The sequence below is a fragment of the Tildeniella sp. genome, assembly GCF_059505325.1.
Map to the genome: position 1 here is coordinate 25,443 of NZ_JCACKI010000016.1, position 16,298 is coordinate 41,740.

The 16,298-nt window shown below is 47.1% G+C and carries 14 protein-coding genes and 2 pseudogenes; 11 read left to right on the forward strand and 5 right to left on the reverse strand.

The window, feature by feature from the left end; all coding sequences use genetic code 11:
* The first annotated feature begins 43 nt into the window (after nucleotides 1-43).
* The 7 genes from AC5JO6_RS06790 (at nucleotide 44) to AC5JO6_RS06820 (ending at nucleotide 7,899) form a co-directional block, all read left to right on the forward strand.
* Nucleotides 44-997 carry a glycosyltransferase family 2 protein gene (locus AC5JO6_RS06790; protein ID WP_496080293.1) on the forward strand — a complete coding sequence of 318 codons (954 nt, stop codon included), beginning with the start codon at nucleotides 44-46 and terminating at the stop codon, nucleotides 995-997.
* A gap of 13 nt (nucleotides 998-1,010) precedes the next feature.
* On the forward strand, nucleotides 1,011-1,841 hold the full coding sequence (locus tag AC5JO6_RS06795) for a glycosyltransferase family 2 protein (protein ID WP_496080294.1): 831 nt from the start codon (nucleotides 1,011-1,013) through the stop codon (nucleotides 1,839-1,841).
* Nucleotides 1,842-1,900: 59 nt separating this feature from the next.
* Nucleotides 1,901-2,827, forward strand: coding sequence for a glycosyltransferase family 2 protein (locus AC5JO6_RS06800; RefSeq protein WP_496080295.1), 927 nt, complete (start codon nucleotides 1,901-1,903; stop codon nucleotides 2,825-2,827).
* The gene (locus tag AC5JO6_RS06805) at nucleotides 2,824-4,038 is read left to right on the forward strand and encodes a glycosyltransferase (RefSeq protein WP_496080296.1); all 1,215 of its coding nucleotides are present in this window, start codon (nucleotides 2,824-2,826) and stop codon (nucleotides 4,036-4,038) included. Before AC5JO6_RS06800 ends, AC5JO6_RS06805 begins: the two co-directional genes overlap by 4 nt.
* A gap of 323 nt (nucleotides 4,039-4,361) precedes the next feature.
* The gene (locus tag AC5JO6_RS06810; RefSeq protein WP_496080297.1) at nucleotides 4,362-5,387 is read left to right on the forward strand and encodes a polysaccharide pyruvyl transferase family protein; all 1,026 of its coding nucleotides are present in this window, start codon (nucleotides 4,362-4,364) and stop codon (nucleotides 5,385-5,387) included.
* 140 nt (nucleotides 5,388-5,527) lie between these two features.
* Entirely contained in the window at nucleotides 5,528-6,802 is a 1,275-nt protein-coding gene (locus AC5JO6_RS06815) for a glycosyltransferase (RefSeq protein WP_496080298.1), read from the forward strand.
* 26 nt (nucleotides 6,803-6,828) lie between these two features.
* Nucleotides 6,829-7,899, forward strand: coding sequence for a glycosyltransferase family protein (locus AC5JO6_RS06820; protein ID WP_496080299.1), 1,071 nt, complete (start codon nucleotides 6,829-6,831; stop codon nucleotides 7,897-7,899).
* A gap of 17 nt (nucleotides 7,900-7,916) precedes the next feature.
* On the opposite strand, the pseudogene AC5JO6_RS06825 reads toward AC5JO6_RS06820, so the two are convergent.
* The 4 genes and pseudogenes from AC5JO6_RS06825 to AC5JO6_RS06840 form a co-directional block, all read right to left on the reverse strand.
* A pseudogene (locus AC5JO6_RS06825) lies at nucleotides 7,917-8,117 on the reverse strand (hypothetical protein); the annotation flags it as partial.
* A gap of 138 nt (nucleotides 8,118-8,255) precedes the next feature.
* Complete coding sequence (locus tag AC5JO6_RS06830; RefSeq protein WP_496080300.1) at nucleotides 8,256-9,992, reverse strand: S1 family peptidase; 1,737 nt, start codon at nucleotides 9,990-9,992, stop codon at nucleotides 8,256-8,258.
* Entirely contained in the window at nucleotides 9,989-10,312 is a 324-nt protein-coding gene (locus AC5JO6_RS06835; RefSeq protein WP_496080301.1) for a CU044_2847 family protein, read from the reverse strand. The genes AC5JO6_RS06830 and AC5JO6_RS06835 overlap by 4 nt, the downstream gene beginning before the upstream one ends.
* Nucleotides 10,313-10,393: 81 nt before the next feature.
* A complete protein-coding gene (locus AC5JO6_RS06840; RefSeq protein ID WP_496080302.1) occupies nucleotides 10,394-10,912 on the reverse strand; it encodes a DUF4833 domain-containing protein in 519 nt (172 codons plus the stop codon).
* 648 nt (nucleotides 10,913-11,560) lie between these two features.
* Here AC5JO6_RS06840 and AC5JO6_RS06845 point away from each other — a divergent pair.
* Complete coding sequence (locus AC5JO6_RS06845) at nucleotides 11,561-11,923, forward strand: hypothetical protein (protein ID WP_496080303.1); 363 nt, start codon at nucleotides 11,561-11,563, stop codon at nucleotides 11,921-11,923.
* 98 nt (nucleotides 11,924-12,021) lie between these two features.
* Here AC5JO6_RS06845 and AC5JO6_RS06850 read toward each other — a convergent pair whose 3' ends face one another.
* Nucleotides 12,022-12,534 (reverse strand): caspase family protein, encoded by a 513-nt coding sequence (locus AC5JO6_RS06850; protein WP_496080304.1) that lies wholly within the window; start codon nucleotides 12,532-12,534, stop codon nucleotides 12,022-12,024.
* A gap of 128 nt (nucleotides 12,535-12,662) precedes the next feature.
* Between AC5JO6_RS06850 and AC5JO6_RS06855 the strand changes: the two genes are divergently transcribed.
* The 3 genes and pseudogenes from AC5JO6_RS06855 to AC5JO6_RS06865 all read left to right on the forward strand — a co-directional run.
* Nucleotides 12,663-13,481 carry a glycosyltransferase family 2 protein gene (locus AC5JO6_RS06855; RefSeq protein ID WP_496080305.1) on the forward strand — a complete coding sequence of 273 codons (819 nt, stop codon included), beginning with the start codon at nucleotides 12,663-12,665 and terminating at the stop codon, nucleotides 13,479-13,481.
* Nucleotides 13,482-13,644: 163 nt separating this feature from the next.
* Nucleotides 13,645-15,063: an O-antigen ligase domain-containing protein gene (locus AC5JO6_RS06860; RefSeq protein WP_496080306.1), complete on the forward strand. Its 1,419-nt coding sequence runs from the start codon at nucleotides 13,645-13,647 to the stop codon at nucleotides 15,061-15,063.
* Nucleotides 15,064-15,162: 99 nt separating this feature from the next.
* A pseudogene (locus AC5JO6_RS06865) lies at nucleotides 15,163-16,203 on the forward strand (acyltransferase family protein); the annotation flags it as partial.
* Nucleotides 16,204-16,298 lie beyond the last annotated feature (95 nt).

Below are 16,298 nucleotides of genomic sequence, written 5' to 3' on the forward strand. Positions count from 1 at the left end.
CTTCTCTAGCCCCTCACCCTGCCCCCAATTTGTAGGAGAGACTGTGCATACAAGCGATACAAACTTAAGCTCAGTGAAGGTTTCACCCAGTCAGGCTGGTAGCAGCGTCTCTGGAGCCTTACCACCACTGACGATCGCCATTCCGACCTACAACCGCTCTCAGTCAGTGACCGCACTGGTTAAACAGCTCATGCCCCAACTGCTCCCAGGCGATGAGCTTTTGGTTGTGAATGATGGGTCACACGACAGCACCGTTGAGGTACTGCATGGCTTTCCTGAAGTAAAGCTGGTGTCCAATCCTTCCAACTGCGGCATGGTAAAAACCTGGAATCGCTGCCTGACTGCTGCCTCGCAGGACTGGATCTGTGTCATTCATGACGATGATAGCGTTTCACCGAAGGCATTACAGACGATTCGACGCGCCTGCACGTTAGTCGGTGAACCAGCGCTCATTGCCCACCGATCGCTGGATGCACACCTTGATCATTCGTTTCGCTACCGCTTGGCAGAACCAGGCACCTGGGCAGTGCTGAACACAACCACTACACCGTCTGGAGTCACGCTGCATCGTTCAATCGTTGAGACGATCGGCACCTTCAATGAACAATTCTCCTACTCCTGCGATCTAGAATACTTTGCACGGATTTGTGCTCATTATCCCTCATTAGTCATTGAAAACCCTGAGATTTTGTACTACAACCAGCACGACCAAAATTATCAGTATAAAACATGGCGAAAAGCCGATTTCTGGCAGCAGCTAGAAGCGATTGAACGAACGATTCTCAACTATGCCAGTTTAGGTGGAGATGTAGAAAGGTACTTTCGCGATCGTATGTCTAACTATGCTCAGCACATGCTTAAAAATGCTGCACAAGCAGAGGATAAAATGCTGCTGCGTCACGTCGGATCAGTCCTTTCAAAGCAGCATTATTTAGGTCGCAGAGTGCGTCTTGCTGCTGGCATCGCCACCATCTTCAATACGTATGTAGAACTCTAATATCGATGAAAAGATGTTAAGTATTATTACCCCAGTTTATAACAGTGAACGGTTTATCGCTGCCTGCATTGAAGCTGTTGTGGAGCAGCATTGTGCTGACCTTGAACACATTATTATTGATGGCAATTCGGCTGATCGAACGGTACAAATTATTCGACAGTACGCCGATCGCTATCCTCATATCCGCTGGCGTTCAGAACCCGACAGGGGGCAATCAGACGCGATGAATAAGGGTATTGCCATGGCAAGAGGAACGGTTATGGGTGTGCTTAACGTCGATGATGCCTACGAACCCAACGTTCTAAATAAGGTGGTCGATCGCTTTCAGACCTTACCAGAACCCACGCTCTTAGTAGGTAACTGCAACATTTGGGATGATGCTGGCAGACTTGTTGAAGTCAATAAACCAAGCAAGTTAGAGCTATTCGACTTAGTTATGGGAGTCAATATGCATCCCTATCCCTGTAATCCTGCTGCCTATTTCTATCACACATCGCTGCACCAAAAAATTGGCTACTACTTGCTTGATGATCATTATTCAATGGATTTAGACTTTATTTTGAAAGCCGTACAGTCAGCAACCGTTGTTTATGTCGATCAAACGTGGGGCAACTACCGCCGCCTGGAAGGAACTAAAACAGTAAATGATATGCAAAAGGGACACATGAACCAACGAGTTTCCCTTTTGCTTAAGCGCTATCGCAAAGACCTACCGTTATTACAGCAAATGCAGCTATCTTTACGCGATCGTTGGGCAACAGTAACCTACTTTCTTAAGCGACCGCAAGCGTTACCAGATGCCATCAAAACAAAACTATTCAAGCTTTCGCCAGAAGCAAGATAACCGCTGGTTCAGCTTATTTTCGCCTTATTCACAGTGCTCTACACGCATTCGAGCTTTTTATGAATCCCAAAATTAGCGTTTTAATTCGGACGAAAAATGAAGCCAAAGATATTGTCAAGACGCTTGATCTTGTGATGGATCAAGTGTTGATACCAGATGAAATTATCGTTGTGGATTCAGGCTCGACGGATGGCACGATCGCACTGGTGGAGCAATATTCCGCTGTCAAACTAATTACAATGCGTCCTGAAGACTTCACCTTTGGACGATCGCTCAACATTGGCTTTGCTGCTACGCAAGCAGACATTGTGGTTGCGCTAAGTGCTCATGCGTTTCCCTGTGATCGCAATTGGTTACAGCATCTGATACAGCCCTTTGCTGATCCTCATGTTGCGGGAGTTTACGGCAAGCAAGCGCCACATGCTGACGCGTATCCTCCTGTGGAGCGGGATTACCGCAGCTTTTATAGCGATGAGCCGCGAGAACAAACTAACCCTAATGAACCGGGCGATCGAGCATTTTCCAACGCCAACGCTGCCATTCGCCGTCAGTGCTGGGAAAAACGACCGTTCGACGAAACGCTGTCTGGATGCGAAGACGTGGCATGGGCATGGGCAATACTCGCGCTGGGCGAAAAAATCATCTACGCGCCAGAGGCGGCGGTCTATCATTCCCACAACGAACCGCTGCGTCAGGTTTACAAGCGCACCTATCGAGAAACGCTGGCGCTACAGGTTCTGTATGGCTACGATATGGGTTTGCGTGATGCCTGGAAAAGCTGGCAGCAGTCTGTTCTGGCAGATTGGCAGTTCATTCTGCAACAGCACAAAGATCGTCAATGGCTACTGCGATCGCCCCTGTATCGCCTGTTTTGGACAGTTGGCTATCTCCGCCCCAGCCTACCAGCAGCACTGTGGAAGCCCTTCTCTAAGCAGTGGAAGCGGCAGTGGGCAAGGGCAGCGGCACCCAAAGAGGCAGGATCATGAGACTCTTAATCATTGCATCAGCCACTGTTTGTGGGGGAGCAGAAGCGTATGCACTCACGATCGCGACGGCTGCTGCCCAGGCAGGATGGGACACTCACGCTGCGTTTCCTCAAAGCGAAGAAAACGTCTCGCTGCGGCAGGCACTTGCGGCTAATCAAGTCTTCTACCACCGTTTGGAGATTACCGAGCCGCTCAGCCGAGGCATCCAGGCAATGGGTGACGCTTTTTTACGCTTCAAACGCACGCGATCGCTGCTACTCACCCTCAAACCAGATGTGGTGCTCATCAACCTACCCTGGGCAGACCACTGCTTGGGTAGCCTGCTCGCCTGCGGACAGTTGCAGATCCCAACCGCTGTGATGTTCCATCTGATTCCACCGGAGAAAATTCCGCTAAGCCGATCGCGCCTGCGTGCTTATGCCTGGGTGCGCACCAGACAGCAGCAATGGCTCACCAACTCCAGGGCAAACTGCGATTTGCTTGCCGATTTGTTCCAGATGCCTGTCAGCGCCTTACGTTACATCTACAACGGCATCCAATTGCCGACACTAGTTGACCCCACAACACGAGCCACTCTACGCCAAGCGGTACGCCAGGAATTAGGCATCTCTGCAAGTAGCAAGGTACTGTTAACTGCGAGTCGGCTGGTCCCGCAAAAAGGGTATACCAACCTACTTGCCGTCATACCAACGTTACTTGAGGACTATCCTGATATTCGCTTCGTGTGGGCTGGAGAGGGCGAACAGCGGCAGGAATTGCACGATCGCCTGCAAGCAGCCGCGATCGCCGACAAGGTGCTGTTGCTTGGGCACCGCTCCGATCTGCCCCGTTTGCTGCAAGCCGCCGATTTATTCGTGTTTCCCACTCGGTTTGAAGGGCATCCCTTTGCGCTACTAGAAGCGATGGCTTATGGTTTGTCGATCGTCACCACCAATGCCAGCAGTATTCCTGAGGTAATGGCACACCAGGTGCATGGGCTGCTGTGCCGTGCAGGAGAGAGCGACGAATTGCTGCATTCAATCCGTTGGGCGCTACAACACCCCGACCAAATGCAGCGAATGGCACAGCAGGCACAGCAGCAGGTGCAAAAGTTTGACCAAGCAATGATGATTGATCAAACCTTGGGTCTGTTGCAAACACTTCCCTTAACGATGCAGAAAAGGGCATTGCTGAATCCTGGGATGAAGCTATCCAATCCACCCTCACCCTAGCCCTCTCCCAAAAGGAGAGGGAACAAGAGTTCTGGCTCCCTTCTCCCTGGGGAGAAGGGTTGGGGATGAGGGTAATTCATCCCGCCATTCAGCAACGTCCAGAAAAGCAGTCATCGCAGAATAGACTCCAAACCACTCAACCAGTCGTTTGAAAATTGAGTTTCTTGGCTTAGCGATTTAAATTGAGCTTTGAGCACGTTCAGCAATAGTTGGCTGACCATTTAATCGTTTCTAAAGTGATATTAGCTAACAACTAGCCACTAAAATTCATGTTTACATAGTGCTTAAATTCATCCGCTGATCAATTCTAAGCACTACTATCCATGCATAACCTTTTTCGCGCCGACCCCAAAAGCCTTGAGAGCGTGCACCCAGTCAAAGTTTGCTTACTCGATCCAGGCATTGCAGATCACCATAAAACGCTCAGTGCTAATTTGGGCGATCTGATTATTCAGCAAGCTGTCTTACGCGAGATCACACATCTTTTTGGCGAACAACACATCGTTAATATTTCTACCCATGTGCCATTAGAAGAAGAACACTTCCAGCTTATTCAAGCAAGTTCCGTTATTTTGGTTGGTGGCACAAACTTATTGTCGTCACGCATGAATCACTATAACCAATGGAAGATCTTTTTTCGAGATGCGCTGCGTCTACAAAAGCGGGTCATTTTGATGGGTGTAAGCTGGTGGCAGTATCAGGGTAGACCCAACTTTTATACTCTAGCTCTACTGCATCTGGCGCTGTCATCAAGCAGACTTCACTCCGTTAGAGACCCCTACACAGAGTTAAAGCTACGCTCAATGGGCTTCTGGAATGTAGTGAATACAGGTTGCCCGACAATGTGGACGCTGGCTAACTTAAAGCCTGACGATATTCCACAGACGAAGGCAGAAAATGTGCTCCTAATGCTAACAGATTATGCCCGCAATGGTGAACTCGATCGCAATCTGTTGAAGCTTGCAATCAAACATTATAAGACCGTTTTTTTTTGGCCTCAAGGAGCAGGGGATCTTGACTATGTGAAAAGCTTCAGTCTTCCTGTTACCTTACTCGATCGATCGCTAATAGCCTTAGAAGATTTGCTTACGATGGAACCATCATTGGACTATATTGGCACCAGATTGCACGGTGGTATTCGCTGTCTTTTAGCGAAACGACGCTCACTTATTCTCAAAATTGACCACCGCGCTACCGAAATTGCGCGAGCAACAGGATTACCATCAGCCGATCGCCATGACTTTCAATCGATAGAAGCATGGATCAAAGCGCCCTTCGTCACTAGAATCACTATTGATACTGCTGCGATTGAACGATGGCGCTCCCAATTTCGATCGATCACCGCCTAAGCAACATTCACTCGTTGGTTAGACGCAAAAACGTGAGTTCAATGATTGAGTCATTCATAGCGAACGTAGCCTACCATTAGCGTTAATTGTGCGATCGTCTTGTTCATCTGCCTGATTCTTTGCCCATGCGAATACTCTTTGTGTCGACTCACTTTCCCAGTGACCTGCGGCTTGATGTGCAGGGCACTTATAAACGGATGGCAATGTTTCTGGAAGCGTTAAAGTCGCTGCTTCAACAGAAGCCTGCCGCAAGCGCACAGTTGGATATGTTGTTTTACGTCTCGCCTGAAACAGACACGTCCCCAAGCGCGATCGCCGCAACTGAAAAGGCATTCTCAGATCACTGGAACATACCCATTAACCTCTTCTTGTGCCCAGAGTTCGTACATGCAAAGCCGCTATCTAAATGGCAACAGCAGGCACCGGGAATGCTGAACTTCTTTCAACAGCGCGATCTGGTTCGCACCAGCCAACCAGAGCAAGTTCAGGCGTTTGAAGACTGTTTGAATCGTCAGCCTGATGCCATATTTATCCATCGGCTGCGATCGATATGTCCCGCGCTGCTGACGCGCCAGTCGCTACCACCCATTTTCTTTGACCTGGATGATATCGAACACATCGCCTTTCTGCGAGACATTCGGCAACCGCCCACGCGACTGATTACGTCTCTCTATTACCTGCAACTGCCAGTGCTTTGGTGGGGCGAGCGGCAGGCAATCCGGTTAGCACGGCAAACCTACGTCTGTTCACAACAGGATCAGGAGTATTTGACCAATCAAGGTCTAGCCGATGTGATTTCGATTCCGAATGCGGTCACTCTGCCACAGCCACAGCCACTCACTGCTGAGCCAACGCTCTTGCTACTTGGTGCCTATCACTATTACCCCAACATCAACGCGGCTAATTTTTTGATTGAGAACGTGTTCCCACTCATCCGTCAGCAGATGCCAGAGGCTCGTTTGATTATTGCTGGCAAGCAGCCTGAGAACATTCGCAGTTACGGCAGCGGTATTGCAGGGGTAGAATTTACAGGCTTTGTAGATGATTTGGAGGCGCTGTACCGCCGATCGCGGGTAGTCTGCTGTCCCATTCTGTCGGGCGGCGGTACGCGAGTAAAGCTGGTAGAAGCCGCTGCTTACGGCAAGCCAATGGTGTCGACTCGCATCGGTGCAGAAGGACTGGTCTTTAAGGATGGTCAGGATTTTTTGCAGCGCGACGAGCCACAAGCCTTTGCTGCCGCCTGCTTGAAGCTCTTACAAAACGATGACTTGTGCGATCGCCTGGGTGCCTCTGCACGGATGACTGCTGTTAAACAGTATGATCGCGCTAATATTGTGCATTTCATTCGGCGCTCAATGCAACATGGTTTAGGACTCAAAGAAAAACAGACGCTACTTTCTACAAACCTCAATTAAGCAATTTCATGTACTCGCGTGAAGCTATGGAAATTCTGCAACTATGTCCCAAACTGCCACCTGCGATCGACGGGATTGGCGATTATGCGTTTACGTTGGCAAAGGGACTATTGCAACACAATATCCACACTCACTTCATGACGTTTCAGTCAGAAAATGAAGCAGAAAGCGACGATTGTTTTCCCAGTATTCCCTTGTCGGTTGATAGCCCACAAGCGTTTGTTGAGGCGATTCCAGCACAGATTCAAGCCGTTGTCTTGCACTATTCAGACTATCCTTACGATCCTACGTACGGCGCACCTTTTTGGTTGGTGAAAGCGCTGGAAGCAATGCAAAGAGAGCGATCGCTACCATTGATTATAGTATTTCACGAATTCCCATCGTTCTATTTATTGAAGAAAACGTTTTATCTCTTCCCCTGGCAGCAGCACGTTGCCTGGAAGCTTGCGAAACTAGCTCAGCTGATCGTCACCAATAACGCCGCTACCAAAACAGTTTTAGCGAACCGTTTGCAGTCACCTATAACCAATCTACCTGTTTTTTCTAACATCGGTGAGCTAGCGAAAACAACACCGCTAACGCAACGACAAAAGCGTTTGATCGTCTTTGGCACACGAGGACGACGTGCCAGAATATATCAACGATCGCAGTCAATGCTCATCAATAGCTGTCGGCTTCTGGGCATTGAAGCAATCTGTGATGTGGGTCTCTCTTTATCATTGGGGCAGTCTGAAATTGCGGGTATTCCTTTTATACAAAAAGGTGAGCAACCTGCCAATGTCATTAGCCAATTACTATCTGAATCGTTTGCAGGCATTGTTTATTCAACTGACAATAGTCGTCTGGCGAAATCAGGCGTTTTTGCGACTTATTGCGCTCATGGACTGGTACCGATCGTCACGCAAGATACATCCCCCTTACTGGATGGACTGCAAGCGAACGAGCATTTTTTGTTCGCTGGACTGCAAACGCAAAACTTGGCGATCGAACAATTACAAGCGATCGCAAAGGCAGCCCATCAATGGTATAACCCTCACAATCAGATGAATACAGTAAGGGATATTGCGTCTCAGCTCCTAACCGCTATTAGCCGCTAAAAAGATCACAATGCAAAGCGATCGTAGGCAGCAATCTCACTCGCATCGACTTCAAAAGCTCCGGTTTCGAGATCGTTCACGCAGTGTTGCGCTAGCAAATCGCCACGATCTTGCCGTGATTACCTGCTTCGACTTGAGGACGCACCTAAGTTTCATAAATCTCATCACCGACGTCGAGCAAATTCTTCCTTTCCGTAGCGGGGTCGTCGAACAGCCATCGGCTTGACCTCGTTTCCACGTTGTCTCTATAGTTTAACCTTGAGCAATGTGGTTAGCGATCGCTGAAGCAACGGAGGTGAGCAAACAAAAAGTTGTTGGGTTTCCTGAGTCAACCTAATCTACAAGATCAGCGATCGTTATCTCGTCAAACCTTGCAAGGCATTTCCAATAATTGGAGATATACCAGAAAAAACAAGAGCTAAAGTAATAACTAGAATTCCTACATAAAGACCAAAATAGTTACGAAAAACTCTTTTCAAAAAATCGATGAAGCCATTTTGACTTTCAAAAAGATCAAGATCATCGCACCTTATATCGAACAATGAGCGGGCAGCTTCTCGAAAAGCGTTGTCGTAATGTAAAAATCCAAAGAGTATAAGTAAGAATACAGATGCAAATATCAAATAGCCCAATCCCGTCAAGGCTTGAGCTTCAGGCATAAGGTTATGTTTTCCAATTGAATGTTCAAATGAAACGACAATAGCTAAACACAAAAATAAGTTTGTGTATCGACCAATCTTGTCGATAAAATCTTCGCAGAATCGCTTAAATTCTCGCTCAATCTCTTTGCAATATTTCTGGTTTCTTCGAGAATTCGGAGATTGTTCGACAAACTTCTTAAGCTCACGTTTGAGTGCTCTCCGGCAATCATTTAAACTAACAAGATCCTTTACTGCTGCATAAAGGCTGACTGAGATAGTTAAACCAGCAACAATGATAAAGTTGACAAAAGAATAAGGCAAATAGCACAGATAGGGTAACTTATAAACCTCAAAACCCTTGGTGTCCTTTAGAGTAACTTCATCTTTGAGAGTGTTTTCTGGATCATTTGCCAGACCCTCCGGCCCAGAATGGAGATGGTAATCTACTAGAACAGTAACATTCAAAATAGTAACTGCAATTATAAAAATTCTTATTAAATACACAATTCTACTATAGTTACTTAAAGTCCTAGATAGTCCGAGAACTTCAAGAGATTCTGTTTGGAAAACCACACTAATTAAATAGCTTGTACAAGCCAGATAAATGATGCTACGAGCAGCTTCAATAATCAAACCATCAGCCCACGGAAGATTAAATCTGTCCTGCCAAGCTCGACTAGAGGAAAAATGATAGGAAAAAGCAAGGGAGATTATGCAGATGATAAATAAAACAAACGCAATCCAAATTATCTTCCACACATATGTTGCTGAAAACTCTTCCTCCCCTCTGGCATTAAAACTTGGTTCGCTCTCTAAATGCGCAGTCTCTGGTTCATCAAGAAGCAGTTCACTTGGCATATCTACCCAAACTTCTCTCAAGGCATTTATAGAAACTGCCGCTCCTTTTTCACTCCTATCGCTTTGACCTTCCTGGTGAGTTACGACAGCCATGACACGGTTACTTAATTGCTCAATCACTGGTGCTCCACTATAGCCGGGGCGTAGATAATTTTCCTCGTCGAGACCAAGTTCCCAAGCATCAACACTACTTCTTAACTTTAGAGATCTTATTTCGCTTTGTTGTCCTATAACTCCCGTAATTTGCTTCATTCTAGGGTTATTTCTGCCATACAAGTAGAAACCAATAACAACGAAGAACTGTCCTTCCTGACAGAACTGGCTCAACTTTAATGTCGGTCGGTCTGACAAGCCTTCAACTTGCAAGACAGTTAAATCAAAATCCTGCTCGTCGCCCTGAGCAATTATCTCAGCAGCTAGACCGTCAGCCATCACATTTTCTGAGCCACCTACATCCCTTACTACGTGGGAACAAGTTAATACATAGGTTCTAAGCCCATCCTGATGAATAACAAAGCCTGTACCAGTAACTCCTTGTTTTCTAGTGTCTCCGCTAGTTATTAAAACAATTGAATCATCTAAGCTTGTGCTCACTTATTTAAGCTCTCCTTTGGGGTCAACACAAGTTTTACAACTAAGTTAGCATTCGCTTTTGCTTTCGTTATGTAGATGTTGCCCTCTCCTTCAAACCCAAAGTTAATTTCTATTTCTGCTTTCTCAATTTGCATTTCCTGATTAACTTCCCTCCAAACTTCGGCAATAGGACGACAAATTTTAACTAAGACTGGCTTGATTTTATCAACGGTTGAGCTAACTTGGTCAGCAAAGTGACTAGAAATTTGTCTGGCTTGATCTTCTGGTACTTCTACCTCTACCAAAATGTCATTCTCTAACTCGATTAATTTGGTTGCCATACTCTTTTACTAGACTTTTACAGGTTTACTACGACTACTCAGACTACTGAGTCACAACATATCCCTTAACCAAGATTTTCGCTAAATGCCGAACCTGCAATTTGAGCTACATGGAATTGCTTCTTGAGTTCCATCTGAACTAATAAGTGTTAATCTCACCACTCTTCCTCCTATTGTGCCTCCGCCAAAAGGATTTCTCCTGACATCAGCTAAATCAATGTGGATGTAGGACAACTCTTTACGAACTCCATTAATATTGGTGTAGGCTTTAGCTTGACATCTTCCATTAGACCCAGAGGCGGTTAGTGCAATCATCCTTTGAATGCCTCTGTTCTGAAAACCATTCAAAATAAGATTAGTGTTATTTCCCGAAACTGACTGACTTGCTATGCCATAAGCAGGTTCCTCGATTGACAGGAGTTCTTCAGTTTTCCCATTAGCCATGCGCCAGTAAGCGTAGACTGGTCGAGAATTAGTTGGCAAACACTTTTGATTTAGCTGAACACCATAGTGTGCCTGGTTGCGATTGTCACTTTTAGATACATAAAAAAGGCTGGAGACATCTTTTGCTACAGAAGATGAGGCAATAGAAAGTACCACCGATGTCGTCAACCAAAATACCGAATATCTAATGCTGCATCTAAGCATGGTTCTCTCTTATTGGGTTGGATGGTTGAACAGATCCTTCCAGCCTAAGATCCTCGTTGGATGATGAGGCTGGAAACTCACAGTCTAAATTCCTAGTTAGATGATTGAACTGCGACTTATCTGCATGTTAACCTTTCGCGAAGGGTAAAGCTGAAAGCTTTAGATTATCTTTTGGTGCAGTGAGATCTTTACTTAGCCTTATCACCTTTTAGGAACTACAAGCCTGATCGCTTCCCCATATAACTAAATTGAGCAATCGCACGTTAAAAACCCTTGCAACCTGTACCCATTTCTCGATCTTCGATAAGCGTTTGTTGCTTTCTGGTTTGCGTTTCTTGAATTTGTATAAGTATTGCTTAATTTAAGTCAGCGTTTCTTGCTTTCAGGTTTGTGTTCTTTAGTTTCAGGTTTGTGTTCCTTGATCTTGGGTATGCGATCGTCCATTTCAGCAACCCAAAAGCGATTAATCAATAGATTTACGGACACATTAGAGCCTCAAGCGATCAAAAATCCGTAATTATTCTGGCGATAAATATGTTCGCTGTGGTTTGCTGGTGGGCATTCTGGCGTTATCTACCTTACCCATAATGAGGACTATTTATGGCACGCTTAAAGCGCAGTTCTGCCAGTGTCGATAAAGCCGAGCGTCGGATTGCAGGTTTAAAGTCCATCAATCCAGCGCTGGATTTAGGCAAAGGGCTAACCGTTGAGGCATTCACTGAACTGATTGAAACCACTCGCCAACGGGTTGCTGACTACAACACAACGCTATCGCTGTTAGATGCAGACCGTGCCGCCATGCTAGAAGCCGAAAAGACGTTAATGGCATTGTCGGAGAAAATGTTGCTGGGTGTTGCCTTTGAGTATGGCAAAGACAGCGCTGAATATGAAATGGCAGGAGGCGTTCGCAAAAGCCAGCGGAAGCGACCCGTGCGTAAAGCAAGCGAGAAAGTTGCCAGTTAAGCCGATCGCCTGCACATGGAAGAGGGCGATCACACAGGTTGATGTGTGATCGCTCTTGGCGACAAAGCTTTTGGCACAATTCACCTTAACCACAACAATCAGCAAGCGGATGCCCATGATTTGATTCCGGTTGACCGTTGGTTGAGTAGTGCGATCGGCTGCTCTAAGCTTTTCGCCTGCATACCTTCTGCAAACGCGCCGCTGAAACAGCAGTCCAGGATCAGCACCTGACGACGCGATCGACTACGACTCATGCAAGACTGAATGAAACTGGCAGGAACAGCAGTAGCTGTGAAGATTTGCCCGGATTGCCGCAGTTGGGTTGTGCGCGTTGCGAGGTGAAGGCAGCCATCATCATCGCGGACACCGTGACTAGAAATGTAAAGCAAAATCAAATCTTCTTTACGGCGATCTTCGAGAAACAACGTCTCAATTGCCAGTTGCATTGCCGTTGGGCTGGGATTTGAGAGCAAGCTTACAGCATCGAAATTGCCCCTATGAGGATTTTGTAAAACGCGCTTCATTGCCCTAACATCTCTCTGAGCACCAGGCAAGGGAGGTAATCCAGCTTCGTATTCACTAACCTCAATCAGCAGTGCAAGTTTCGACATAAGTTAGGATTAAACGTCTTGCGTTGCAAGAAACGGTGCCAGCTCGATTTTAAGGGATACAACTGAGAAGACGGGTATTCTTTGAAATTCAAGTTCCCATTAGTGTTCTACATTTCGATGAAGATGCCATGATGCAGTTGAGCCAGAAGCCCTTGTTCAATCCAGTCGATGCCATGCAGTCGAGACAGCTTTCGATCGTCATCATTGCTAAGAACGAAGAAGAATGCATTGCCAATGCCATCCGATCGTGCCAGTCATTTGCTGACGAAATTGTGGTGGTTGATAGCGGCAGTGAAGATGCCACCGTGCAAATCGCTCACGATCTGGGCTGTCAGGTGTATCACAATCCCTGGTCGGGCTACTCGAACCAGCGTAATTTTGGCGCTGACAAGGCACAGCATGATTGGATTCTCTTTATTGATGCGGATGAGGTGATTGACGATCGCCTAGCAACCGCGTTGCTGGAATGGAAACAGGCAAACACGATCGCAGCCAATGCCTTTTCTGCCGTTCGCATCGGCGATTTTTGGGACAAATGGCTCGATACGCGACCGGAGTATCACACTCGCCTCTACAACAAAACCGTTTTTCGGATTAAGGACGTTTTGGTACACGAAGGACCGGATGTGAAGGATGCTCCCGTTGTGAAATTACCCGGCGTGATCTGGCACTACGGCTTCCGCGACATCAGCGATTTAGTGGTTCGCTTCAACCGTTACACTGATCTGGATGCACAGCAGGCTCATCGCAATGGCACTCGGTTTAGCTTGCTGCGACTGCTGTTCAAACCATCCGCAAAATTCGTGCAGCAGTATCTCTGGTACGGCATGTTTCGTCAGGGCATGGCTGGTTTTACCCTCTCTGGGTTATGGAGTTTCTATATCTTTTTGAAGGAAGTCAAATTGTATGAGATTGATTGGAAGGAGGGGCGATCGGGGAGGGAGTAGAGTTTTGAGTTAAACCAGTTTTTAGTTTTTGGTTATTAGCTGTTAGTGCATGAGCCTTTCCCGATCACTGACTCCCTTCATTGCTCTCCCCTACTTCTCTCACTTCTTTTGCCTTTTTCTAACAACCAACAACTAACAACCAACAACTCTTTCAGCCTTTCCCATGCAACCCGACGCTGCTACTCCCACCCCTCGTCCCCAGTTTGGTCTACAGCCAACATTGGCATGGACTGCCATGTTGGGGTTGGTATTCTTCTCGCTGCTCTGTATCCTTGCACGTGCAGGTGGCTTGTTGCGGTTGGCGTATCCAGCGGGAGCATTGCTGGTTGGCTTGTTTTTGTTCCGGCGCTATCCGGTACTCTACGTGGGTTTTGCCTGGTGGCTCGCGTTTTTGTCTCCGTTTGTGCGTCGCTTAATCGATTTTCAGAGCGGATGGGTTGACCCCAGCCCTGTGCTGCTGGCACCGTTTCTGGTGATGATGCTGACGGCGCTGACGTTTGTAAAGTATCTGCCTCGCTACCTGCGGCAGGATGGCTTGCCGTTTATTTTGTCGGCAGCAGGAGTGCTCTACGGCTTGCTAGTGGGGCTGATTAAGTATCCACCGACAGCCGTTGTAGTCCCGTTGTTGAACTGGTTAGCACCCATTCTGTTTGGCTTTCATCTGTTCGTTAACTGGCGGAGCTACCCTGCATACCGCCAGAATTTAGAACGCGTGTTTTTGTGGGGTGTACTGGTATCTGGCGCATACGGGGTGATGCAGTATCTTGTCGCACCGGAGTGGGATCGCTTTTGGCTGATCAATTCTAAGGCGATCGCCTTTGGCACTCCTGAACCATTGGGAATGCGCGTCTTCAGCACCATGAATTCACCAGGTCCGTTCGCCACCGTCATGATGGCAGGACTGCTGTTGCTGTTTAGCAGTCAGAGTACGCTCCGGTTTGCAGCGGTGGGAGTGGGCTACCTGTCGTTCTTGCTGTCGCTGGTGCGATCGTCCTGGTTGGGCTGGGCTGTAGGCGTGGTAATGTACATTCCATCGCTGAAGCCGCGCTTGCAAATGCGGTTAATTGTGACGATTCTGGTGATGGCAATTTGTGTCATTCCGTTGGTGAATATGCAGCCATTTTCAGGGGCGATCGCGGCACGTCTGCAAACCTTTTCCAACACGCAGAACGACGTGAGCTACAACCAGCGACTTGAAGGCTACGGTCAAATTCTGGGCGATGCATTGGCAGAAGTTCCGGGTAACGGACTGGGTTTTGTGCTGGCAAACGATAGCCTGGGCAGCAATGACAGCGGCATTTTATCCATCTTATTTAACTTGGGCTGGTTCGGCACTATACCGTATTTGGGCGGCATGATTCTCCTTTTTTTCAGCCTGTTTCGGGGAACAGAGGGACGATCGGACGCGTTTATGAGTGCATCACGCGCTATCAGCCTGGGGGTGTTTGCCCAAATCGGGTTGGGTAGTTCAACGCTGGCACTATCAGGTGTGGTGATGTGGAGTTTTGCAGGCATCGCACTGGCAGCCCAACGCTTTTACCGCTATCAACATCTGTTGGCGCTCGAAGCTGAAAGCGCGTGATGGCAGTGTGTTGAGGGCAATGTGTTGATGGCAGGGTATGAGGTGTATTGGCTCGTGAAACCGTTTGTAAATGATGGAGCAATGACTGCGACGCAGCGAATGAACGGCGATCGTGCACTGCCTTCGGATGCTGTACAGAAAACCGTTAAGCCGCGCTTAGAAGGCATTCAAATCTGTCGAGGCATCGCTGCGCTGCTAGTGCTGCTGTTTCACGCCACCCAGCTCAGTCAAGAAAAGCTTGGTCAACCATTTTTAGGCAATTTGTTTGCGTTTGGTGGCGCTGGAGTTGACTTTTTCTTTGTGCTGAGTGGTTTCATTATTTTCTTTGTGCATCAGGCAGATGTGGGAAAACGCGATCGCCTCAAGCCGTTCATCCTCAAACGTCTGATTCGGATTTATCCGCTCTACTGGCTAATCACATTAGCAATACTGCCCATCTATTTTTTAGAGCCTCAGCTTGGTTACGGCTATGAACGTGATTTAGCCGTCATTATTAAATCGTTACTGTTGGTACCACAGCAGCATTTTCCAATCTTAATTGTAGGCTGGTCGTTAAGCCATGAGATGCTCTTTTATGGCTTGTTCGCACTTGCAATAGTACTACCGCTCAGACGGTTTAGTTACCTACTGCTGGGATGGTTTATCGGTACAATAGCTGTCCTTTTGAGTAGCCTTTCAGATAGCTTCAACTTAGATAATTACTTTCTGTTTAAGTTTGTTTTTAGTGCTCACAATTTCGAGTTTCTGTTTGGCTGTCTGGCTGCTGATCTGATTCGCAAAAATCGCTTCAACACACAAAAAACGGGTTTTCTATTTTTAGGAACGTCACTATTCTTATTATTTGGTATTGCTCAGGCTCAGCGATCGCTCATACTAAACCCCGTTTTTGCCTACGGTTTACCATCAATGCTCATTGTCCTGGGTTCGGCTTCGTTCGACGTACAGCGATCGTGCCATCAAACGAGGTCATCACTAGCACGGCTATTTACTTCTTTAGGTGATGCCTCTTATTCAATTTATTTGACACACTACCTTTGTTTATCAGTTTTTTTGAAGCTAATCGTTGCAACTAATCTCATCAGCAGTATTGGGTATACAGCTACGATCAGTTTGTTACTGGCAACCACATTAGGCGTGGGATATTTAACCTATGCGTGGATCGAAGTGCCTATGGCTAATGGTTTAAGGCGTACAGTTGTGAACCCACAAGCAATTGCTACAAAACCTCTCAATTC